This window comes from Roseomonas sp. CECT 9278 (assembly GCF_918698155.1).
Taxonomy (GTDB): Bacteria; Pseudomonadota; Alphaproteobacteria; order Acetobacterales; family Acetobacteraceae; genus Neoroseomonas.
This window is the reverse complement of sequence record NZ_CAKKLX010000065.1, coordinates 1-21,563: the sequence shown is the minus strand read 5'-3', so window position 1 is coordinate 21,563 and position 21,563 is coordinate 1. Positions and strand designations below refer to the sequence as shown.

Below are 21,563 nucleotides of genomic sequence, written 5' to 3'. Positions count from 1 at the left end.
GCGGCGGGCGCCGCGCGGCGGTGCGGCGGCGCGCGGCGGACCGGCGGCGGGGCGGCCTGCTGGGCTGCTGCGGTGCCGGCGAACAGCGCCAGCGCGGCGCCGAGCAGGATGCGCCGGCCGGTCATGCGGTACCGCCGGCGGGCAGCGGGCGGATGCCGCGCAGGTCCTCGGCCGGGTTGAGCGCGACCGATCCCGGCGCGCCGTCCCGCCAGGCGCGCAAGGCCCAGCGCACCGACGGGAAGGCCAGGTCGTCCCACGGGATGTCGGCCCAGGCGAAGGGGCGGACTTCCAGGCTCTCCGGCCCCGCCTCGAAGCCTGGTTCGGCGAAGCGCGCGCGGAAGATCACCTGCACCTGGCCGAGCCTGGCGATGGAATAGACCGCGAGCACGCCATCGAGGACGATGCGCGCGCGCGCTTCCTCCCAGGCTTCGCGGCGGGCGCCTTCCTCCACCGTCTCGTGCATTTCCATGTAGCCGGCGGGGATGGTCCAGAAGCCCAGGCGCGGTTCGATGGCGCGGCGGCACAGCAGGACCGTGTCGTCGGCCACGACGACGGAGCCGACGACGACCTTCGGGTTTTCATAGGCGACATGCCCGCAATCGGGGCACATCAAGCGTTCGCGGTCATCGCCCTCGGGGATCCGCCGGATGAAGCGGGACATGGGGGAATCATGGAACAGGCCACCCCGTCGCCGCAAGCACGGGTTGCGCCGGCGCGTTCAAAAACTGGCGAACGGCCACGTGGATTGCGACCGGTGGCGCTAACGCATCATCCGGGCGGGTCGCACCGGGTGCGAACGCCCGGCACCGCGGCCGCTGCCGCGCGCCGGGCTGCGCGGACGCGCCTTCAGACCCGCAGGTCGAGCAGCGACCCCCGCGGCAGCATCTGCAGCGACGGCAGGCTGCCCGAGGGCGGCACCGTTTCGAGCGTGCGTTGCTGGGCCGGCGCCGCGGCGCGCGCGGCGTCGGTCGGGCGGTCGGTCCCGCGGACCGGCTGGATGCCGGCGCTGCGGGTGACCTCCTGCGTGAAGGCGGCGAGGGAGTTGAGGCTGACCATGCGCAGCATTGTCCAGCCAAGACGTGAAGAATGGCTGAACGCCGGGCGCCTGGCAGCGGGTCGGAGGGGGGAAATGCGCATCCCGTCAAACTGGGCGGGAGCGCCATTAACCTTCCAGCAACCAATGCGTGCAATCGCGGCGCATCACGCGCCGTGAGGTCACGTTGCGGTGAGCGCCGCCACCCCCGGAAGGTCCTTGCCCTCCAGCCATTCCAGGAAGGCGCCGCCGGCCGAGGACACATAGGTCATGCGCTCGGCCACGCCGGCGTGGCGCAGCGCGGCCACGGTATCCCCGCCGCCGCCAATCGACTTCAGCGCGCCGGATTGCGTCAGCGCGGCGACGATCTGCGCCACGCCGACCGTCGCGGCATCGAAAGGCGGCGTCTCGAAGGCGCCGAGCGGGCCGTTCCAGACCAGCGTGGAGGCGGCGCGCAGGCGGGTCTCGATCGCCTGCTCGGTGTCCGGGCCGACATCGAGCGCCATGAAGCCCTCCGGCACCGCATCGGCGCGCACGGTGCGGGTCGGCGGGTTCGGCGCGAACGCCTCGGCCACCACCAGGTCGGTCGGCAGCAGGATCTCGCAATTGGCGGCGCGCGCGGTCTCCAGGATGGCGCGGGCGGTGTCGTGCATCTCGGCTTCCTGCAGCGACCTGCCCATCGGGTGGCCCTGCGCCGCCAGGAAGGTGTTCGCCATCGCGCCGCCGATCACCAGCACATCGACCTTCTTCGACAGGTTCCCCAGCAGGTCGAGCTTGGTCGACACCTTCGACCCGCCGACGATCGCCACGACCGGCCGCGCCGGATTGCCCAGCGCGGCATCGAGCGCCTTGAGCTCGGCCTCCATCAGCCGCCCCGCATAGGACGGCAGCAGGTGCGCGACGCCTTCCGTGCTGGCATGCGCGCGATGCGCGGCGGAGAAGGCGTCGTTCACATAGGCGTCGGCCAGCCTGGCCAGGCCAGCGGCCATGGCGGGGTCGTTGGCTTCCTCGCCGGCATGGAAGCGGGTGTTCTCCAGCAGCAGGATGTCGCCATCGGCCAGGGCGGCGACGGCGGCCTCGGCGACCGGCCCGATGCACTCCTCGGCGAAGGCGACCGGGCGCTTCAGCGCGGCGGACAGCGCCTCGGCCAGCGGCTTCAGCGACATGGCGGGCACGCGCTTGCCCTTCGGGCGGTCGAAGTGGCTGCAGATGATCACCCGCCCGCCGGCATTGGCGAGCTCCGCGATGGTCGGGCACAGGCGCTCGATGCGCGTGCGGTCGGTGATGGCGCCGTCGCGCACCGGCACGTTGAGGTCCGCGCGCAGCAGGATGCGCTTGCCCTTGGGCTCCAGCGCGTCGATGGTTCGGTACGTCATCGCGTCGAAAATCCTGGCGGGGAGGGGTGGGATGGTGCGGTGGATCGCGGTGTTGATCCTGCTGCCGGTCCTAGCATCGGCGCAGGAGGCCTTCCAGTTGCCCTCGGGCAACATCCACTGCGCCGTGCATGACGGCATCCTGCGCTGCGACGTGCTCAACTTCACCTACCCACGCCCGCCGCGGCCGCGCGGCTGCGACCAGGACCATGGCGGGGCGATCGGGATGCGCGCGCGCGGCGCGCCGGTGCTGATCTGCCATGGCGACACGGTGGCGGACCCGGCGGCGCCGGTGCTGGGCTACGGCCAGGCCTGGCAGGGCCGCGGGCTGTCCTGCACGGCGACACCGCAGGGGGTGCGCTGCGTGAACGCGGATGGGCGCGGCTTCGAGCTGGCGCGGGCAAGATTGCTGATCTTCTGACCGCGCGCATGGCGACGCCGTGCGGCGCGCGCGGCGGACAGGCGGTGCGGCCCAAGGCCGGGCGTGGGCCGGCGCCTGCCGTGCGCCGGGGCAGACTGCCGCTACCATCGCGTGTATTGATCAAGGCGGACGCAATCTAAAGTAAAAATTGTAACAAAACAACGCCTTGAACCCGCCCGCCGCAACCATCGCATCAAGCCCGCGTAGTACCGCTTGTCGATAAATGGTCATGCGAGCGGGAGAATCATTATGTCCGGCAACTGGAATCCTGGCCCTCGGCCCGGCAATGGTGACGATGTCTTCACCGGGACTTCCGGCAACGATGCTGCCGCGGGTCGTGGCGGCAATGACAGCCTGGCCGGCCGCGAGGGCAACGACCTGCTGGTGGGCGGCGATGGCAACGACACGCTGTCCGGCGGGCCGGGCACCGATGTCATCAAGGGCGGCGCCGGCGACGACCTGATCAGCTGGAAGATCGGGGATGGCGACGACTTCATCTTCGGCGGCAGCGGCGCCGATGCCTTCTCCCTGGAAGGCTGGACCGGCGGCACCGACGACCCGTGGGAGGTCAAGGAGGTCGGCCCGGCCTCCGTCTTCATCCGCAAGGACGGCACCGACAAGGACTACGTCACCATCTTCGACTACGACCCGACCAAGGATGTGGTCGTGTGCTTCGCGGAAGGCACGCGCATCGCGACCGCGCGCGGGGAAGTGCCGGTCGAGACGCTGCGCGCCGGCGACCTGGTGGTGGTGGCACACGGCACCGGCGCGCCGCTGCAGCCGGTGGTCTGGATGGGCCATGCGCGCACCGCCGTCGCCCGCCACCCCGACCCCGCTTCCGTCGCGCCGGTGCTGATCCGCGCTGGCGCGCTGGCCGACGGCGTCCCGTACCGGGACCTGCGCGTCTCGCCGGAGCACGCGCTGTTCCTCGATGGCCGCCTGGTGCCCGCCCGGCTGCTGGTGAACGGACGCAGCATCGTGCAGGAAGGCTGGTGCCCCGAGGTGACCTACTGGCATGTCGAAGTGCCGGGGCATGGCCTGCTGGTGGCCGAGGGGGCGGTCGCCGAATCCTATTTCGACGATGGCAATCGCAAGCATTTCGACAACGGCGTGGTGACGACGCTGGTCAAGGACTTCGCCAGCGCGCGCGCCAATGGCCGCTACGCCGAGGCCGCGTGCTACCCGTTGCTGCTGGAGGGACCGGCGCTGGAGGTGCTGCGCGCCCGCCTGGCCGGCCGCGCGGCGGCGCCGGCGCCTGCCCGGCGGACCGCCTGAGGCACCGGCAGGGGCGGGCGCGTCCCGCATGGCGCGCTCGCCCCGCCCTTGCGCCGCCGCCGGTATTTGCAGCCTGCGGTTGTTGATTCTTCGTCAACACCAATCTAAGCGGTTGAACGGCAGTCCCGCCGTGGCGGAACCCCCGACCCATGGCCCAGCCCATCACGAGCGAGCGCGCGCCCTCCGCCGATCCCCGCTACAGCGTCGTCATCACCGACCAGCTGCTGCGCCGGCCCGTGCGCGCGCATGACAATGCCGCCGAACTCGCCGCCATGCAGCAGGTGGTGGCGCTGGTCGCGCAACGGCCGGCGGATGCGATCGCGCGCTTCCTCGACATCACCCTGGAGCTTTGCGACGCGGGTTCGGCGGGCCTGAGCATCCTGGTCGACCAGCCCGGCGGCACGCGCGCCTTCCACTGGGACTGCCTGTCAGGCGCCTTCGAGCGCTTCTCGGGCGGCACCACCCCGGTCGATTTCAGCCCATGCGGGCTGTGCATCGCAGCGGGCAAGGCGATCCTGGTCGAGCGCCCCGCCCGCGTCTTCACGTATCTCCACGATGCGGCACCGGCGATCGTCGAGGGGCTCATCGTGCCGCTGTATGACGGGCGCGGCGTCGCGCTGGGCACGCTGTGGGTCGTCAGCCATGACGAGCACCGGCGCTTTGATGCCCGGACCGCGCGGCAGATGGGCGACCTGGCCGCCCTGTTGGCGCTGGCGATCCGCCTGCGCGCCGAGGATGCGAAGCTGGAGGCTCTGCTGGACCGGCTGCGCCCCGCCGGGTCGGGCGCACCGAAGCCCGCCCTGTCCGTCGCCGCTCCGGCCGCCCAGCGCGACTGAACGGACGGCGCGGCGCGCGGGCGGCGAAAGCCCGCCTGCCGGTGCCGCATGTCGAAGGCCGCCGCGCGGCGGCCCCCGACACCGGCGATCACAGCTTGCCGAACAGCGCCGTCGTGTCGCTCATGCGGTTCGAGAAGCCCCATTCATTGTCGTACCAGGACAGCACGCGCACCAGCCCGCCATCGACCACCTGGGTCTGCGTGGCGTCGAAGGTCGACGACATCGGGTTGTGGTTGAAGTCGATGCTGACCAGCGGTTCCGTGTTGTAGCCGAGGATGCCCCTGAGCGGCCCGGACTCGCTCGCGGCCTTCATCGCCGCATTCACCGCTTCCTTCGTCACGCCATCCTTGGCGGGCACGAAGTCGAGCGACACCAGCGACACGTTCGGCGTCGGGATGCGGATGGCGGTGCCGTCCAGCTTGCCCTTCAGTTCCGGCATCACCAGGCCCACCGCCTTGGCCGCGCCCGTGCTGGTCGGGATGGCGCTGACCGCCGCGGCACGCGCGCGGTGCAGGTCCTTGTGCAGCGTGTCCACCGTGTTCTGGTCGCCGGTATAGGCGTGGATGGTCACCATGTAGCCGCGCACGATGCCGAAATTGTCGTGCAGCACCTTCGCCACCGGCGCCAGGCAGTTGGTCGTGCACGACGCGTTGGAGATGACCGTCATCTCCTTGGTCAGCGTCTTCTCGTTCACGCCATAGACGATGGTCGCATCCGCATTGTCGCCGGGGGCGGAGATCACCACCTTGCGCGCGCCGGCCGCCAGCAGCGCCGAGGCCTTCTCCTTGCTGGTGAAGATGCCGGTGCATTCCATCGCGACATCGATGCCCGCGAGCGGCAGCTTCGACGGATCGCGTTCCGCGGTGATCTTGATCGGGCCCCAGGTCTTGCCCGCGTTCCTGATGGTGATGGTGTCGCCCTCGACGATCACCTCGCCGGGGAAGCGGCCATGCACGCTGTCGTAGCGGAACAGGTGGGCATTCGCCTCGACCGAGCCGAGGTCGTTGATGGTGACGAATTCCAGGTCCTGGCGCCCCGCCTCGCAGGCCGCGCGCAGCACCAGGCGGCCGATGCGCCCGAACCCGTTGATCGAAACCTTGACCGCCATGGTGTCTTCCTTCCCGTCTGAACTAAGCGACGCGCTTCTTCACCGCCGCCGTGACCGCATCCACCGTGATGCCGAAATGCCGGTACAGGTCCTCGGCCGGCGCCGAGGCGCCGAAGCCGCCCATGCCGATGAACACGCCATCCGCGCCGAGCCAGCGTTCCCAGCCGAAGCCGACCGCTGCCTCGATGCCCACGCGCAGCGCGGCGCCGAGCACCTGGTCGCGATACGACGCATCCTGCGCGGCGAAGATCTCCCAGCAGGGCAGGGAGACCACCGCGGTCGGAATGCCCTCGGCCTCCAGCGCGGCGCGCGCCTCCATCGCGAGCGACACTTCCGACCCGGTCGCGATCAGCGTGGCGCGGCGCGGCCCGTTCGCCTCGGCGAGCACATAGCCGCCGCGCGCACAGCGGTTCTCGCCGGCATCGGCGCGCAGCGCCGGCAGGTTCTGCCGCGACAGCGCCAGCAGCGACGGCCCATCGGCGCGCTTCACCGCAAGCTCCCAGCACTCCGCCGTCTCCATCGCATCCGCCGGGCGAAAGACGCAGACATTCGGCATGGCGCGGAATGACGCCAGGTGTTCGACCGGCTGGTGGGTGGGTCCGTCCTCGCCCAGGCCGATGCTGTCATGCGTCAGCACATGGATGACGCGCGTGCGCATCAGCGCGGCCAGGCGCACGGCCGGGCGCAGGTAGTCGGCGAAGACCAGGAAGGTGCCGGAATACGGGATGATGCCGCCATGCAGCGCCATGCCGTTCATCGCGGCCGCCATGCCGAATTCGCGCACGCCCCAATGCACGAAGCGCCCGGCGAAATTGCCCGGGGCGATCGGCGGGATGCCCTTCACATTGGTGTTGTTCGACCCGGTCAGGTCGGCCGATCCGCCGACCATCTCCGGCACGCTCGGCACGAGCGCTTCCAGCGCACGCTGCGACGACACGCGCGTGGCGAGCTTGGGCTTCTCCTCGGCGTGCTTCGCGCGCAGCGCGGCCAGCGCCTCGTGCCAGGATTCCGGCAGGCGGCCGGCGACCGCACGGTCGAATTCGCCCTGCTGCGGGTGCTTGGCCAGGCGCTTCAGCCAGGACCGGCGCGCCCCCGCGCTGCGGCGCCCGGCGGCCTCCCAGGCGGCCTTGATGTCGTCGGGCACGGTGAAGGGCGCGGCGGTCCAGCCCAGCGCCTGCTTGGCGGCGGCGGCCTCGGCGGCGCCCAGCGGCGAGCCGTGCGACCCGGCCGTGCCCGCCTTGGTCGGCGCGCCGAGTCCGATGATGGTGCGGCAGGCGATGATCGTCGGCTTGCGGTTGCGCGTGGCCCAGCCCATCGCCGCCGCCAGCGCCTCGGGGTCGTGCCCATCCACGCGGCGCGTGGCCCAGCCATAGGCCTGGAAGCGTTTCAGCGTGTCGTCGGTGAAGGACAGCGCGGTGTCGCCGTCGATCGAGATGTGGTTGTCGTCCCACAGCACGCACAGCTTCGACAGGCCGTAATGCCCCGCCAGCGACGCCGCCTCGTGGCTCACGCCCTCCTGGAGGTCGCCATCCGAGGCGATGACCCAGGTGCGGTGGTCGACCAGGGAAACCCCGAAGCGCGCCTGCATCATCCGTTCGGCCAGCGCCATGCCGACCGCGGTGGCGATGCCCTGGCCAAGCGGCCCGGTGGTGGTCTCGATGCCCGGGTGCTCGCCGTATTCGGGGTGGCCGGCGGCGGGGGAATGGAGCTGCCGGAAACGGCGCAGTTCATCCGCCCCCATGCCGGCATGGCCGGTCAGGTGCAGCAGCGCATAGAGCAGCATCGACCCATGCCCGGCCGACAGCACGAAGCGGTCGCGGTCGGCCCAGCGCGGGTCGGCGGCGTCGTATTTCAGGAACTTCGTGAACAGCACCGTGGCGACATCGGCCATGCCCATCGGCATGCCGGGATGGCCGGATTTCGCGGCTTCCACCGCATCGATCGCCAGCGCGCGAATGGCATCCGCCAGGTGGCGCGCCTCGGTGGCCGGACGGGCGAGGATCTCCGCCTGGGCGGCCAGGGCCGGGTTGGCGGAAGCGTCGGGCGTCGGGGCAATGCTGGCCAAGTGGCACCTGCGGCTGCGTCGGGGGGGCGCGCCGCTATAGAGGCGGGGGGGCCGGGGGGCAACCGGGCGGGTCCGGATCGCGCCGCCGGGCGGCTATGCGCGGCGCACGCCCTCGCCGCCATCGGGGCCGGCATCGATGAAGACGATGCCGACCGCCTCGAGCGCCCGGCGCAGGGCGGCGGCGCTGGCGCGGTGCGGCACGTGGCGCCCGGCCTCGAAGCCGCGCACGGTGCCGGGGCTGACCGCGGCGGCGGCGGCGAGCTCCGCCTGGGTCCAGTCCAGCAGCGCGCGGGCGGCACGGCATTGCGGCGCGGTGAGCGGCATGGGCGGCAAATGGGATCTGAGCGAAAATAGTCAATATCGACGCAAATCGTTGAAATTCCTGACGCCGCACCCATGTCCATGCGGCAGCACGGAGGCCCCATGCCCGACCACAGCACGCCCCTGATCGCCACCATCGTGGTCGGCCTCGGCCTCGCCTTCGCCTTCGGCCTGGTGGCGCAGCGGCTGCGGGTGTCGCCGCTGGTTGGCTACCTGCTGGCGGGCGTGGCGGTCGGCCCCTTCACGCCCGGCTTCGTGGCGGATGCCGCGCTGGCGGGGGAATTGGCGGAGATCGGCATCATCCTGCTGATGTTCGCCGTCGGGCTGCATTTTTCCTGGCGCGACCTGATGTCGGTGGGTGCGATCGCGGTGCCTGGCGCGATCGTGCAGATCGGCGTCGCCACGATGCTCGGCCTGGGCCTCGCGCTGCTGCTGGGCTGGGGGGTGGTGGCGGGGCTGGTCTTCGGCCTGGCGCTGTCGGTCGCGTCCACTGTCGTGCTGGTGCGCGCGCTGCAGGAACGCCGGCTGATGGACACCGAGCGCGGGCGCATCGCGGTCGGCTGGCTGGTGGTCGAGGACCTGGCGATGGTGCTGGCGCTGGTGCTGCTGCCGGCGCTGGCCGGGGCGACCATGGCGGGGTCGGTGGCGCCGGGGAACCTGCTGGTCACGCTGGCCATCACCTTCGGCAAGGTGGCGCTGTTCGGCGCGGCGATGCTGGTGGTCGGGCGGCGCGCCATCCCGTGGCTGCTGCACTATGTGGCGCATACCGGTTCGCGCGAGCTGTTCCGCCTGGCGGTCTATGTGATCGCGCTGGGCGTCGCCTTCGGCGCGGCGAAGCTGTTCGGCGTGAGTTTCGCGCTGGGCGCCTTCTTCGCCGGGATGGTGCTGAGCGAGAGCAAGCTGTCGCAGCGCGCGGCCGAGGAAGCGCTGCCGCTGCGCGATGCCTTCGCGGTGCTGTTCTTCGTGTCGGTGGGCATGCTGTTCGACCCGGGCGTGCTGCTGCGCGACCCGCTGGGCGTGGTGGCGGCGGTGCTGATCATCGTGGTGGGCAAGTCGGTCGCGGCCTATGGCATCGTGCGGGCCTTCGGGCATGGGCATGCGACGGCGCTGACCATTTCGGCCTCGCTGGCGCAGATCGGCGAATTCTCCTTCATCCTGGCGGGGCTGGGCGTGGCGCTGGGGATGCTGCCGGCGGAGGGGCGCGACCTGGTGCTGGCGGGCGCGATCCTGTCGATCCTGGTCAACCCGGTGCTGTTCTTCGCGGTGGACAAGCGCCTGCCGGCCGCGGTGCGGTCGCCGGTGCCGCCGCCGGCCGCGCCCGCCCCGGCCGAATCCGGCCACGAGGTGCTGGTCGGCTACGGGCGGGTCGGCGCGCTGGTCGGCAAGCGCCTTTCCGCCGCCGGGCGCAAGCTGGTGGTGATCGAGGCCGGCGAGGACGCCGCCGAGGCGGCGCGCCGCGATGGCGCCCGCGTGATCATCGGCAATGCCGCCGACCCCGAGGTGCTGGCCGAGGCCGAACTCGGCAAGGCGCGGCGCATCTTCGTCGCGATCCCGGAGGCCTTCGAGGCCGGCCAAGTGGTCCAGCAGGCGCGCGCCATCAGCCCCGACCTTGAGATCCTGGCCCGTGCGGAGTCCGAGGAAGCGGTCGAGCACCTGACGCGCCTGGGCGCGACGCTGACCGTGATGGGGGAACGCGAGATCGCCCATCGCATGCTGGAGCGCGCGCTGGCGCGCGGCGCGCATCGGCCTGCCGCCGCACACTGACGAAACAGGGATCCGGACGAACAGGGCGTGTCGCGCACGGTGCGGACCGGGCGGAGAATGCCCTCAGCCCGGCGCGCGTGTGGCGGTCACGCTGCGCGGATGTCCACGAGCTTGCGCGGGGGGGGCCAAGGACAGCGCCTCAGCCCGGGAACATTGCGCGTTTGCGCTACCCGGCGCCCTCATCCAGCAAGGCGAAGTTCCGCAAATCGGCCTGTGATGTCTGCCCGACATAGCGGCCGAAACTTCGGCCTTCGAAAACCTGCCCCGGTCCCCGGACAATCTTGAATCGCTGATTGTCAACGAGGATTGTTCCATTCTTATTGGTGATCTCCTCCGTGAAGCCGCCGCCTTGCTTCTCGACAGTTGCGGCGAGTCCCTTGTAGCCCTTGATCCAGCCGGCCCGGATGCCATTCAAAGCAAGGGCGGAGGCGAAGTTTTCCAGAAAGCGGTCTCGTCCGACATAGCACGCCTTGAACGTGATCAACCCTACTTGGGTAAGCCCATGCTGCCTCAGCATCTTTGCCAATGCCATGGCATTGTCTCCCATGGCATTGATCGGCGTATCATCAGCCATATACGCGACGCCAAAATTATTTCCATGCGCAAAGATGAAAAGCTTATCTGTTGTGTCCAGTGTAACCAATGATGCTATGGATAGGGATTTGAATTGTCCTTGATTCCAATTTATCGAGTAGTTCTTGAAATACGAACCCAATTGCGTCTCATTTTTCCGTGTCGAAAAGCGACGTTCCACCGGAATATTCTTAGATTTCGCATAATTCAGGGCAGAGTCCGTAATGACTTGCTTGCTTTCATGACTGACGGGCGGCTTGTCAACGCCGACCGAACCGACCTTCTTGCTGTCCTGGATAGCAAGAATGAAATCCCTGCCGCCGAACTTACTCATTGGCGCACATCCATGGTCGTTGATCGCCACGGTAGCCGTCGTCCCGACCCTGACGCAACAAACAGAGTCGCTGATGGAGCCCGGCAACGATCGCGGTCGTCTCGCGCGTGGTCGCCTACGGCGCGAAGACCGAGAACACGTAGGTCGCCGCCAGCACCAGATGGACAATGCCGCACAGCAGGTTCGTGCGACCCGTGCCGTAGGTGATGATGGCCACGGCGAAGGACAGCGCCAGCAGGGTGGTCTGGCCGGGCGAGATGCCCAGCGCCAGCGGCTGCCCGATCCACCAGGCCACCGCCGCCACCGCCGGAACGGTCAGCCCGATGCAGGCCACCGCGCTGCCGAGCGCCAGGTTGATGCTCGATTGCAGGCGGTTCTGCGCGGCGGCGCGGATGGCCGCCGCACTCTCGGGCATCAGCACGATGGCGGCGACGATCACGCCCACCACCGCGATCGGCGCGCCGATCGCGCCCACCCCTTCCTCGAGCGCCGGCGCCAGCGCCTTCGCGAGCAGCACGACCGAGGTGAGCGCCACCACCAGCATCGCCGCCGAGACCGCGGCGATGCGGCCACCGGGCACCGCATGCGCGACATCCGCGCCACCGCCCACCGGCAGGAAGTATTCCCGGTGCCAGTTGGTCTGGATGAACAGGAAGGCGCCATAGAGCGCCAGGCAGGCGAGCGACACGAAAACCATCTGCGGCAGCGTGAGGTAGGGCCCCGGCGAGGAAATGAGGTGGTTGGGCAGCACCAGCACCAGCGTCGCCAGCGGGATCAGCACCGCGAGGAAGGAATTCGCGCCATCGACGCGGAACTCCGCGTCGCGATGCCGGCGCGAGGCGACCACGATGCAGGCGCCGGCCAGGCCGTGCAGCACCAGCATCACCGCGGCATGGATTGAATCCCGCATCAGCCCGGGGTTTGGGTCGCCGCCGAGCATGAGGGAGATGATCAGCCCCGCCTCGATCACCGTGACCGCGAGGGCGAGGATGAGCGTGCCATAGGGTTCGCCGACGCGCAGCGCCACCACCTCGGCATGGTGCACCGCCGCCAGGACGCTGCCGAGCAGCACCACCGCCAGCCCCGCTGCCAGCGGCCCGAGCCCGGCCTTGCCCACCACCGCCCAGGCCACGACGCCGAGGATGGGCAGGATGATCGTGTGCGGTGGGATGCGATCCGTGGGTGCGCCGGCCATCGCCCTGCCTAGACCGCGCGCGCCGGCGCATCAACCGCGCGGTCGGTCCCGCGCTGACGCGGCCGGGGGCCGTCGCCGCGCCCCGGCGGGGTCGCATTTCCCCGCGCCCCTGCGGGCTCGCTTGTCCCCGCGCCCCGGCGGGCTCGCTTGTCCCCGCGCCCCGGCGGGCTCGCTTGTCCCCGCGCCCCGGCGGGCCCGCTTCTCCCCGCGCCCCTGCGGGCTCGCTTCTCTCCGCGCCCCTGCGGGCTCGCTTCTCCCCGCGCCCCTGCGGGGCGACGATCGCGCCGCCCGGGTCACGCCATGCGGGCGCGGTCAGCCGCCGCGCTGGCCCTCCCGCCGGCGCGGGCGGTCGGCCGGGGTGTCGCGCATCAGGCCGCGGCTCTGCATCCAGGCATCGATGCGCCGCGCGACGTCGTCGCTGTTGGTGTCCATCATGATCATGTGGCTGTTGCCGCGCACGCCCTCGGCGGGCATGTCGATGGTGTCCGCCACGCCGCCGGCCTCGCGGAGCTGGCCCTGCCAGCGGTCGATGTTGCGCCGGACATTCTGCCAGAAGGGCGTGGCGTCCAGGTGGTCGCCCCAGACCACCAGGTGCGGGATGCCGCGCACCCGCGCCGCCTCGGCGGTCGCGGGCGGCGCGCCGGAGGGCTCCACCGCGATCACCGCGCGCACCTTGTCGGGTGCGTTCAGCGCCGCATTGAAGCCGAAATTGCCCCCCTGGCTGTGCACCAGCATCACGCAGGGGCAGATGCGCTGCACCAGCGCATCATACGCCGCCTGGATCTGCCGGTCGGTGGTGGGCCAGCGCGGCACGCCCTGCATCATGAACTGGTTCCACGCCGCCACCGGGAAGCGCGTGTCCGGGAAGGCGCGGCGCTGCGCCGGGTCGATGTTCCAGCCATCCTGGGGGCCGACGCGGAACAGGCCCCAGCCTTCGCCCATGGTGCGGAACACCGGCTCGCCGGCGAAGATCTCGGGCGACCGCGCCCAGCCGGCACGCCCGCGCTCCATCGCGTCCGTCACCACCACGTCGTGGCCGGCGCGCAGGAAGAACATCTGCCAGCCGGGCCGGCCATCGGGCGTGGTCTCGTACGTCACGCCGGTCAGCCCGCCGCCATGGGCCAGGATGATCGGGAAGCGCGAGCGCGGGTTCTGCAGGCGCACCACCTGCGCGTACATCTGTTCGACCTGGAACTGGCCGTTGGGGTTGATGCGCACCGGCGGCGCGCCGGCGCTGAAGACGATCTCGCGCTCCGGCAGGCCCGAGAGTTCCGCGATGCGCCCGCCGACATGGAAGGACGAGATGTCGCGGATGCGCAGCGGCGGCCCGTCGCCGCGCGGCGCGCGCGATTCGGCCGGGCGCGCGGGTCCGCCGGGGGCGGGCTGGGCCATGGCGTCGGGCGTCCAGAACAGCGCGCATAGCGCGAGCATCGCGATCCGCTTCATCGGCGTTCCCTCCTGCGCGGTCGGCCCTGGACCGGTGCGATCCTGGCGCGGCCGTCGTGTGGGCACAGCCTGGTGCGCGGGCGGGCCGCTCGGCAAGCCCCCGCCTCTCCCGGCCACGGCCGGGGGCGGCGCCCCCCGTCCTGCTGACCGCGGTCCAGGCGGCCGTCGCCCCCTGGTGGGGGAGTTCGAGGGGGCGACGGCCCCTCGTTACGCCTGTCGATTGGCCCGCGCGACGACGGCTTCGAACAACACCTGGCACCCGGCTTCGGCTTCCTCCGGCAGGATGCTCTCGGCTTCGTTGTGCGACAGCCCGTCCTTGCAGGGTGTGAAGATCATCGCGGTGGGAATGGACCGCGCCACATAGACCGCGTCGTGCCCCGCGCCCGAAATGACCTCGCGCGAGGAGAACCCCAGCCGCTGCGTCGCCTGGCGCACCAGTTCCACGCAGGCGGGGTCGAAGGGCTGGGCCGGGATGCGGACGCGTTCGGTCAGCTCCAGCCGGCAGCCGGTCTCGGCGACCAGGCGCGCCGCTTCGGCGGGGAAGCTCTCCGCCAGGCCGGTGATCTGCGCATCGTCGGGGTGGCGGAATTCGACGCTGAAGCGGACCTCGCCGGGGACGACGTTGCGCGAGGCCTGCGGGATGGTCAGCCAGCCCACGGTGCCGCGGCCGTCCTCGCCGCGCTCGCGCATCAGGCGGTCCACCAGCGTCACCACGCGGGCCGCCGCCACCAGCGCATCGCGCCGCGCGGAGGGCGGCGTGGTGCCGGCATGGCTGTCCTGGCCGATGATGACCGCGTCGTACCAGACCTGCGCTTGTGATCCCGTGACGATGCCGATCTGCTTGCCTTCGCGCTCCAGGATCGGCCCCTGTTCGATATGCAGTTCGAAATAGGCGTCGGCGGGGAAGGGCCTGGCGTCGTGCGGCCCCTTGTAGCCGATCTGCTCCAGCGCCGCGCCGACCGACACGCCATCGACATCGCGCAGGGCATAGGTGCTGTCGAGGCTGTAGATCCCCGCCCAGGTGCCGGAGCCCATCAGCGACCGGCCGAAGCGCGAGCCTTCCTCGTCGGTCCAGTTGATGAGTTCGATCGGCGCGTCGGTCACGATGTTCAGGTCATGCAGCGTGCGCATCACCTCAAGCCCGGCGATCACGCCGAGCGCGCCGTCGAACTTGCCGCCGGTGGGCTGGCTGTCGAGGTGGCTGCCCATCAGCACGGGAAGGCGCTTCGGGTCGCGGCCCTCGCGGCGGGCGAACATGTTGCCGATGGCATCCACGCGCAGGGTGAGGCCGAGCGCGGCGCACCAGGCGGCGAAGGTGTCGCGGCCACGGTGGTCGACATCGCTCAGCGTCAGGCGCTTCACGCCGCCCTTGGGCGTGGCGCCGATCTCCGCCATCGCCATCAGGCTGTCCCACAGCCGCTTGCCGTCGATGCGCTGGTTGGTGCCGCTCATGGTCGTGGTTCCGCGATGCGCCGGGAAAGCGGCGCGTGTACTGGAGCGGGCGGCGCGCAACAATCCCCTGGCGGGCGGCCGCCGGCGGCGCAACGATGCCCAAGGGCCCTGGCCGGGGCGGCCCCGAACAAGGGGAGGTTGCATGCGCCTGCCGCACGTCCTGCTGCTGGTCCTGGCCGCGCTGCCGGCCGCCGCGCAGCCCGCCCGCTTCCGCGACTGTGCGGACTGCCCGCAGATGGTCGCGATCCCGGCCGGCAGCTTCCTGATGGGCGTGACGGCCGAGGAGGAGGCGCGCGAAGGCTTGCCGCCGCGCATCTCCGGCTGGTCGTCGCCGCCGATGCGGGTGGCGCTGCCGGGCTTCGCGATCGGCCGCACGCATGTCACGCGGGGCGAATTCGCCGCCTTCGTCAACGCCACCGGCCATGCCATGGCGGCCTGTGGCGAGGCCGGCCTCGACTGGCGCAACCCCGGCTTCGCGCAGACCGACGCGCACCCGGTGGTCTGCCTGCGCTGGTCGGATGCCTTGGCCTATGCGGCCTGGCTGTCGGCACGCACCGGGCGCGCCTATGGCCTGCCGAGCGAGGCGCAGTTCGAATACGCCGCGCGCGCCGGCACCACCACCGCGCGCTTCTGGGGCGATGGGCGGGCCGAGGCCTGCGCGCATGCCAACGTGGCCGACCGGGCGCATTTCGCGACCCTGCCGCCGGACACCGATCCGGCGCGCAACTTCGCCTGCGACGACGGCTTCGCCACGACCGCGCCGGTCGCCTCCTTCCCGCCCAACGCCTTCGGCCTGCACGACATGCTGGGCAATGCCTGGCAGTGGATGGCGGATTGCTGGACGACCAGCCTGCCCGAGCTGCCGCGCGAGGGCAGCGCGCGGGACGCTCCGGGGTGCACCGAACGCACGGTGCGCGGCGGCGGCTGGAACTATTCGCCCCGCTACATCCGTGCCGGCTTCCGCTACGGGGAACCGGCGACCGACGTCGTGCCGGCCAATGGCTTCCGCGTGGTCCGGAGGGAATGAAGGGGGGGATCGCCGGGCGCCCCCAACCACCGCGCCCGGCTTGCTGAATACAATAGAAAGCGGCGCAGTTTCAATGGTGCGCCGGCAAGGTCAAAATAGTCATCGCGCATGTTTACTTGGCGAATAAAGCAAGTCACGCCTGCCATGGCAGGCAGTCGAGGCGGGCCTCGTCCTGCCCGCCGGCACAGGGGTATTGCGCCGCGCGCAGGATTGTTGCATTGGAGCCGCGGGCCGCTGAGCGGCGGCCGTGAATTCAGGCTTCTTCTACTCGCTGGAGAGTGCCGCGCGCCGCCGGGCGCGCATCCCCCCGAACGGCCCGCGACGCCAAGACCGCCGAGGAGAGCCCCCCCAAAATGGCACCCCTGAGCCAAGCCCAGACACCTGCCGACCGCCGTGCCGCACCGGCGCGCATCGTCGACCAGCCCTGGCCCGCCCGGCAGCGCCGCGCGATCCGCGCCGCCGCCACCGGCGCCGTGCTCGGCCTGTCGGTGATGACCATAGGCTGCGCCCAGTCGGCCGAGGGCGAGGTGCCCAGCGTGGTCGGCACGGCCGCGGACGCACACCGCCCGATCGGCGCCCCGCAGGTCGGCGTGGCATCTTACTACGCGCGCCACTTCACCGGGCGCCGCATGGCCAATGGCGGGCGCTTCGACCCGCAATCGGACACCATCGCGCACCGCACCCTGCCGTTCGGCACCACCGTGCGCGTCACCAACCTCAACAACGGCCGCACGGCGACCGGCGTGGTGCAGGACCGCGGGCCCTGGACACGCGGGCGCATCGTCGACCTCAGCCCGCGCATCGCGCACAACCTCGACATGATCCGCAGCGGCGTCGCGCGGGTCGAGGTGGTGCCGGTCGAGGTGGCCGAGGCGAGGGATTGACCGTCCTCAGGCGGCGGGCGGCCGGCATCCGCCGGCCTTGCCTTCGCGCCACGTTCGGGCGCTCCCGGCGCGGCTGACGGCCTGGGCGCGGTCGCGCTGTGCGCTCCCGGATCGCGGTTGGGCCGCGATCCGCCTTGATGACTGCCGGGCGCCCGTCAACCCTTCCGCTTCAGCGCGGCCTCGATGCGGTCCGCCAGGGTGCGGATCACCTTCACGCGGGCATGCAGCTTGTTGTCCGCCTCGACCAGCGTCCACGGCGCCGCGCGGGTCGACGTACGCTCGACCATCTCGCAGACCGCGTCCTCGTAGGCGTCCCATTTCTCGCGGTTGCGCCAATCCTCGGCGGTGATCTTGTGCTGCTTGAAGGGGGTCGCCTCGCGCTCCTTGAAGCGGCGGTGCTGCTCGTCCTTGCTGATCGCCAGCCAGAACTTCGCCACCACCGCGCCATGACCGGCCAGCTGCTCCTCGAAGTCATTGATCTCGCCATAGGCGCGGCGCCAGTCGTGCTCCGGCGCGAAACCCTCGACGCGCTCGACCAGCACGCGCCCGTACCAGGACCGGTCGAACACCGTGACGCGCCCGGGCCGCGGCACATGACGCCAGAACCGCCACAGGTAGGGCTGCGCGCGTTCCTCCTCGGTCGGCGCGGCCACCGGCACGATGCGATAGGCGCGCGGGTCGAGCGCCGCGCCCAGCCGCCGCACCGCACCACCCTTGCCGGCGGCGTCGTTGCCCTCGAACACCGCGATCACGCTGATCTTCCCATAGCGCCGGTGCCGCGTGGCGCGCGCCAGGCGGCCCTGCGCCTGCGCGAGCTGGTCCTCGTAGTCCTCGCGCGACATCTCCTGCCGCAGCGTCAGCGCGCGGATGACATTGACCTGGCCCGGCGGCGGGGAGGCGGCGACGGTCGGCAGCGCCGGCTTCGCCTTCGGCGCGTCCAGCCTGGCGCGCAACGCGCCCAGCAGGTGGCGACCCACGAACAGCGCGCGATACCGCTCATCCGCCGCGGGCACCACGGTCCACGGCGCCTCGCCGGTCGAGGTCTCGCGCAGGAAGGGTTCGCAGACCTCGATGAAGGCGTCGTAGTGCTCGAACAACGCGCGGTCGTAGCGGGTGACCTTCCACGAGGTCTCGCTGTCCTTCTCGAGCGCCTTGATGCGCTTCTTCTGCTGCGCCTTGGACAAGTGGAACCAGTACTTCACCAGCAGCACGCCCTCGGCGGCGAGCATGCGCTCGAGCCGCAGGATCTCCTCCTGGCGCTGGGCGAAGCCGCCGGCGCCCAGCCGGCCCAGCACGCGATCGAGGATCGGCATGGTCTGCCAGGCGCCGAAGAAGACACCGATGCGCCCCTTCGGCGGCAGCGCCTTCCAGAAGCGCCACATCGGCGGGTGGGCGGCCTCCTCCTCGGTCGGCAGGGCGAAGCCCGAGACCTGGATGAAGCGCGGGTCCATCCATTCGTTGAGCAGGTGGACCGTCTCGCTCTTGCCGGCACCTTCGACGCCGGCGATCAGCACCAGCACCGGGAAGTGCTTCTGCGCGCCGAGGTCGCGCTGCGCCTGCAGCAGCGCGCGGCGCAGCTCGGCTTCCTCGCGCCGGTATTCCTCCTTCGAGACCTTGTGGTCGAGCTCGGCCGCTTCGAACATGGCGTGTCCATCCCTGGCGTCGCGCGGATCATGGCGCCGCGTTGCGCCACGCGGAAGCGCGCTTTCCGCGCGCTCACCCCGCCCGCGGATGCGCCTTCTTCCAGGTCGCCAGGAGCCCGGCCGCATCCACCGCCGTGTAGCGTTGCGTCGTCGACAGGCTGGCATGGCCCAGCAGGTCCTGGATGGCGCGCAGGTCGGCCCCCGCGCCCAGCAGGTGCGTCGCGAAGGAATGCCGCAGCGCATGGGGCGTCGCGTGCTCCGGCAGGCCGGCCAGGCGGCGGAACTCGCGCAGGGAACGTTGCGCCACCGCGGCATCGAGCCGCCCGCCGCGCGCGCCGAGGAACAACGGATCCCCCGGCGCCCCCGGCCCGCGATGCTTCAGGTAGTCCGCCATCGCCGCGCGCACCGCGGGCAGCACCGGCACCAGGCGTTCCTTCGACCCCTTGCCGACCACGCGCAGCGCGCCGTCGCGCCCCGGCAGCGGCGCATCGGCCAGGTCCAGCGCCAGCGCCTCGGCGATACGCAGCCCGGCGCCGTACAGCAGCGTGAACAGCGCGACGTCCCGCGCCGCCTGCAAGGGCGCGCGTTCGTGCCGCGCGGGGTCGTAGTGCTCGCCCACCTCGGCGGCGACGGCGCGGGCATCCTCCGGCGTCAGCGCGCGCGGGATGGGCGGCTTCGGCCGCGGCCCGCGCAGCGCGCCGAGCGGCAGCGCCGCCATGCCGTGCCGGCGCGTCAGGTAGCGCAGGAAGCCGCGGATCGCCGCCAGCCGCCGCGCGCGGGTGGCCGCGCCGTCGCCGGCCGCCGCGCGTTCCGCCAGGAAGCCGCGCAGGTCGGCCGGGCGCAGCGCGCCGAGCGCGGCAAGATCGGGCTCGCCCCCCAGGTGGCGCGCCAGGAAGCCCAGGAATTCCGCGCTGTCATGGCCATAGGCCTCGAGCGTGTTCGGGCTGGCGCGTCGTTCCGCCTCCAGCCAGGCGAGCCAGGCGGCGCGCGCCTGCCCGCCGGTCACCGCGACAGCGCGGCCGCGACGGCGCGGCCGAGGAAAGCCAGCACCGCGACCGACTGGCGGACCGGCAGCGCGGCGGCCTCGCGCGCGCCGACCGCGATCAGCATGGGCGGCCCATCGGCCAGCGTCACGCGGGCCAGCGCATCGCGCGTGACGAGCGACGCGGCCTCGGCATGCAGCGTGACGGTCTCGGTGGGGCTGGCGCGCACCACGGCATCGCGCCCGCGCCCGATCAGGCGTGTCACGGCGCCCGCCGGCAGCATCCGCACGCCCGGCGGCAGGGGCGGGATCGCCCGCGGGGCGGCCTCCGCCAGCAGGGAGCAGGTCTCGACGCCGAGCAGCGCCGGGACCTCCTGCGTCACCGCTTCCATCACGTCGGGCGCGCGCATCAGCGCCAGCACCGCCAGGCGGATTCGCACCGTGAGCCCGGCGCCGGCGCGCCCGGCCTCGATCGCCGCGCGCACCTCGGCCTCCATGGCGCGGGCGCGGGCGCGCTCGGCGTCCAGCATCGCGGCCATGTGGTCGGCCAGTCTTTCGCCATGCAGGCGGCGCGGCGGCACCAGCACGCGGTAGATCTCCGGGCGCTCGGCCAGGAAATGCGGGTGCGCGCGCAGGAAGGCCTCGACCTCCTCCGCCGGGAGATCCGTTTGGAATTCCGGGGCGGGGAGGGATGTGCTCACAGGATGGATTGCCCCGTTTTCTGCCAATCGGCCAGGAAGGCCTCCAGGCCGCGGTCGGTCAGCGGGTGCTTCAGCAGCATGCGGATCACCGATGGCGGGAGGGTTGCCACATGCGCTCCCATCTTCGCGGCCTCGACCAGGTGGATCGGGTGGCGGACCGATGCGACAAGCACTTCGGTCCTGAGCGCCGGATAGTTACGGTAGATCTGCACGATGTCCGCGATCAGCCGCATGCCGTCCGTCGCGATATCGTCCAGCCGGCCGACGAAGGGCGAGATGAAGGCGGCGCCGGCCTTGGCCGCCAGCAGCGCCTGCGCGGGGGAGAAGCACAGCGTGACGTTCACCATCGCGCCGTCGTCGCTCAGGCGGCGGCAGGCGACCAGCCCGGCCTCGGTCAGCGGAACCTTCACCGCGACATTGGGCGCGATGGCCCGCAGCACCTGGCCCTCGGCGACCATGCCGGCGGCGTCGGTGGCGGTGACCTCGGCGCTGACGGGGCCGGTGGTGATGGCACAGATCTCCGCAATGACCTCCTTGAAGTCGCGACCGGATTTCGCGATCAGGGAGGGGTTGGTGGTGACGCCATCGACCAGCCCGGCCTCGGCGAGGGACCTTATGTCCGCCACCTCGGCGGTATCGACGAAGAACTTCATATCGGGGGACCTTCCTGCGGCAATCTGGGGCGGGCTGAGGATGCCGGCCGTGTCGCGGATCACAGTTTAGGCGATGGCCAGTGTGAAAGACACGCGCCCCGGCACGACACGGGCGGCTGTTGCGCCGACGACACGGGCACGCGTGCTGCTGCCCCTGCCGCTGGGCGATGCCTATGACTACCGCGTGCCGGCCGGCATGGACGTGCCGCCGGGCAGCTTCGTGGTGGTGCCCCTGGGCGGGCGCGAGGTGGCCGGCGTGGTGTGGGACGGCGCCGCCGACCCGGCGCTGCCCGAGACGCGCCTGCGCGACATCCGCGCCGTGCTCGATGCCCCGCCCATGACCGCCACGCTGCGCCGCTTCGTGGATTGGGTCGCGGCCTATACGCTGAGCCCGCCGGGCGCCGTGCTGCGCATGGCCATGAGCACGCCCGCGGCGCTGGAGGCCCGCCCGCCCCAGGCCGGCTGGCGGCGCGCCGC

20 protein-coding genes and 1 pseudogene are annotated in these 21,563 nt (G+C 71.5%); 7 read left to right on the top strand and 14 right to left on the bottom strand.

Annotated features, from left to right (window positions below):
• Window positions 1-121: 121 nt before the first annotated feature.
• The 3 genes from LQ222_RS24080 to LQ222_RS24070 form a co-directional block, all read right to left on the bottom strand.
• Window positions 122-661, bottom strand: a complete 540-nt coding sequence (locus LQ222_RS24080; RefSeq protein WP_230169417.1) for an NUDIX domain-containing protein — start codon at window positions 659-661, stop codon at window positions 122-124.
• Between the two features lie 185 nt (window positions 662-846).
• The gene (locus tag LQ222_RS24075) at window positions 847-1,056 is read right to left on the bottom strand and encodes a hypothetical protein (RefSeq protein ID WP_230169416.1); all 210 of its coding nucleotides are present in this window, start codon (window positions 1,054-1,056) and stop codon (window positions 847-849) included.
• Between the two features lie 159 nt (window positions 1,057-1,215).
• Complete coding sequence (locus LQ222_RS24070; protein ID WP_230169415.1) at window positions 1,216-2,409, bottom strand: phosphoglycerate kinase; 1,194 nt, start codon at window positions 2,407-2,409, stop codon at window positions 1,216-1,218.
• Between the two features lie 31 nt (window positions 2,410-2,440).
• Here LQ222_RS24070 and LQ222_RS24065 point away from each other — a divergent pair, with 31 nt between their 5' ends.
• The 3 genes from LQ222_RS24065 to LQ222_RS24055 all read left to right on the top strand — a co-directional run bounded on the left by LQ222_RS24065 (window position 2,441) and on the right by LQ222_RS24055 (window position 4,938).
• Complete coding sequence (locus tag LQ222_RS24065; RefSeq protein ID WP_230169414.1) at window positions 2,441-2,827, top strand: DUF6636 domain-containing protein; 387 nt, start codon at window positions 2,441-2,443, stop codon at window positions 2,825-2,827.
• 249 nt (window positions 2,828-3,076) lie between these two features.
• The gene (locus LQ222_RS24060) at window positions 3,077-4,102 is read left to right on the top strand and encodes a Hint domain-containing protein (RefSeq protein ID WP_230169413.1); all 1,026 of its coding nucleotides are present in this window, start codon (window positions 3,077-3,079) and stop codon (window positions 4,100-4,102) included.
• Window positions 4,103-4,251: 149 nt separating this feature from the next.
• Window positions 4,252-4,938 carry a GAF domain-containing protein gene (locus tag LQ222_RS24055; RefSeq protein WP_230169412.1) on the top strand — a complete coding sequence of 229 codons (687 nt, stop codon included), beginning with the start codon at window positions 4,252-4,254 and terminating at the stop codon, window positions 4,936-4,938.
• An 88-nt stretch (window positions 4,939-5,026) separates the two neighbouring features.
• Here the strand turns inward: LQ222_RS24055 and gap are convergent, their stop codons facing one another.
• The 3 genes from gap to LQ222_RS24040 form a co-directional block, all read right to left on the bottom strand.
• Window positions 5,027-6,046, bottom strand: coding sequence for a type I glyceraldehyde-3-phosphate dehydrogenase (gene gap / locus LQ222_RS24050; protein ID WP_230169411.1), 1,020 nt, complete (start codon window positions 6,044-6,046; stop codon window positions 5,027-5,029).
• Between the two features lie 22 nt (window positions 6,047-6,068).
• On the bottom strand, window positions 6,069-8,102 hold the full coding sequence (tkt, locus tag LQ222_RS24045; RefSeq protein ID WP_374202189.1) for a transketolase: 2,034 nt from the start codon (window positions 8,100-8,102) through the stop codon (window positions 6,069-6,071).
• A gap of 102 nt (window positions 8,103-8,204) precedes the next feature.
• Window positions 8,205-8,435, bottom strand: coding sequence for a DNA-binding transcriptional regulator (locus tag LQ222_RS24040; protein WP_230169410.1), 231 nt, complete (start codon window positions 8,433-8,435; stop codon window positions 8,205-8,207).
• 99 nt (window positions 8,436-8,534) lie between these two features.
• Here LQ222_RS24040 and ybaL point away from each other — a divergent pair, with 99 nt between their 5' ends.
• Window positions 8,535-10,196, top strand: a complete 1,662-nt coding sequence (gene ybaL / locus LQ222_RS24035) for a YbaL family putative K(+) efflux transporter (RefSeq protein ID WP_230169409.1) — start codon at window positions 8,535-8,537, stop codon at window positions 10,194-10,196.
• A 166-nt stretch (window positions 10,197-10,362) separates the two neighbouring features.
• Here the strand turns inward: ybaL and LQ222_RS24030 are convergent, their stop codons facing one another.
• The 4 genes from LQ222_RS24030 to LQ222_RS24015 all read right to left on the bottom strand — a co-directional run bounded on the left by LQ222_RS24030 (window position 10,363) and on the right by LQ222_RS24015 (window position 15,196).
• On the bottom strand, window positions 10,363-11,133 hold the full coding sequence (locus LQ222_RS24030) for a hypothetical protein (RefSeq protein WP_230169408.1): 771 nt from the start codon (window positions 11,131-11,133) through the stop codon (window positions 10,363-10,365).
• An 85-nt stretch (window positions 11,134-11,218) separates the two neighbouring features.
• The gene (locus LQ222_RS24025; RefSeq protein ID WP_230169407.1) at window positions 11,219-12,298 is read right to left on the bottom strand and encodes a calcium:proton antiporter; all 1,080 of its coding nucleotides are present in this window, start codon (window positions 12,296-12,298) and stop codon (window positions 11,219-11,221) included.
• Between the two features lie 312 nt (window positions 12,299-12,610).
• Window positions 12,611-13,744, bottom strand: coding sequence for an esterase (locus tag LQ222_RS24020; RefSeq protein WP_230169406.1), 1,134 nt, complete (start codon window positions 13,742-13,744; stop codon window positions 12,611-12,613).
• Window positions 13,745-13,951: 207 nt separating this feature from the next.
• On the bottom strand, window positions 13,952-15,196 hold the full coding sequence (locus LQ222_RS24015) for a Zn-dependent hydrolase (RefSeq protein ID WP_230169405.1): 1,245 nt from the start codon (window positions 15,194-15,196) through the stop codon (window positions 13,952-13,954).
• A gap of 142 nt (window positions 15,197-15,338) precedes the next feature.
• Here LQ222_RS24015 and LQ222_RS24010 point away from each other — a divergent pair, with 142 nt between their 5' ends.
• Both LQ222_RS24010 and LQ222_RS24005 read left to right on the top strand, forming a co-directional pair.
• Complete coding sequence (locus LQ222_RS24010; protein WP_230169404.1) at window positions 15,339-16,223, top strand: SUMF1/EgtB/PvdO family nonheme iron enzyme; 885 nt, start codon at window positions 15,339-15,341, stop codon at window positions 16,221-16,223.
• A gap of 353 nt (window positions 16,224-16,576) precedes the next feature.
• Window positions 16,577-17,107, top strand: a complete 531-nt coding sequence (locus tag LQ222_RS24005) for a septal ring lytic transglycosylase RlpA family protein (RefSeq protein ID WP_230169403.1) — start codon at window positions 16,577-16,579, stop codon at window positions 17,105-17,107.
• A 155-nt stretch (window positions 17,108-17,262) separates the two neighbouring features.
• On the opposite strand, the gene pap is transcribed toward LQ222_RS24005, so the two are convergent.
• The 4 genes from pap to fsa all read right to left on the bottom strand — a co-directional run bounded on the left by pap (window position 17,263) and on the right by fsa (window position 21,086).
• Window positions 17,263-18,750 (bottom strand): polyphosphate:AMP phosphotransferase, encoded by a 1,488-nt coding sequence (pap, locus tag LQ222_RS24000; protein WP_230169402.1) that lies wholly within the window; start codon window positions 18,748-18,750, stop codon window positions 17,263-17,265.
• Between the two features lie 73 nt (window positions 18,751-18,823).
• Window positions 18,824-19,756, bottom strand: a complete 933-nt coding sequence (locus LQ222_RS23995) for a tyrosine recombinase XerC (RefSeq protein WP_230169401.1) — start codon at window positions 19,754-19,756, stop codon at window positions 18,824-18,826.
• Entirely contained in the window at window positions 19,753-20,433 is a 681-nt protein-coding gene (locus LQ222_RS23990; RefSeq protein WP_230169400.1) for a DUF484 family protein, read from the bottom strand. Before LQ222_RS23990 ends, LQ222_RS23995 begins: the two co-directional genes overlap by 4 nt.
• The gene (gene fsa / locus LQ222_RS23985; RefSeq protein WP_230169399.1) at window positions 20,430-21,086 is read right to left on the bottom strand and encodes a fructose-6-phosphate aldolase; all 657 of its coding nucleotides are present in this window, start codon (window positions 21,084-21,086) and stop codon (window positions 20,430-20,432) included. Before fsa ends, LQ222_RS23990 begins: the two co-directional genes overlap by 4 nt.
• A gap of 196 nt (window positions 21,087-21,282) precedes the next feature.
• Between fsa and LQ222_RS23980 the strand changes: the two are divergent.
• Window positions 21,283-21,563, top strand: a pseudogene (locus LQ222_RS23980) (primosomal protein N'); the annotation flags it as partial.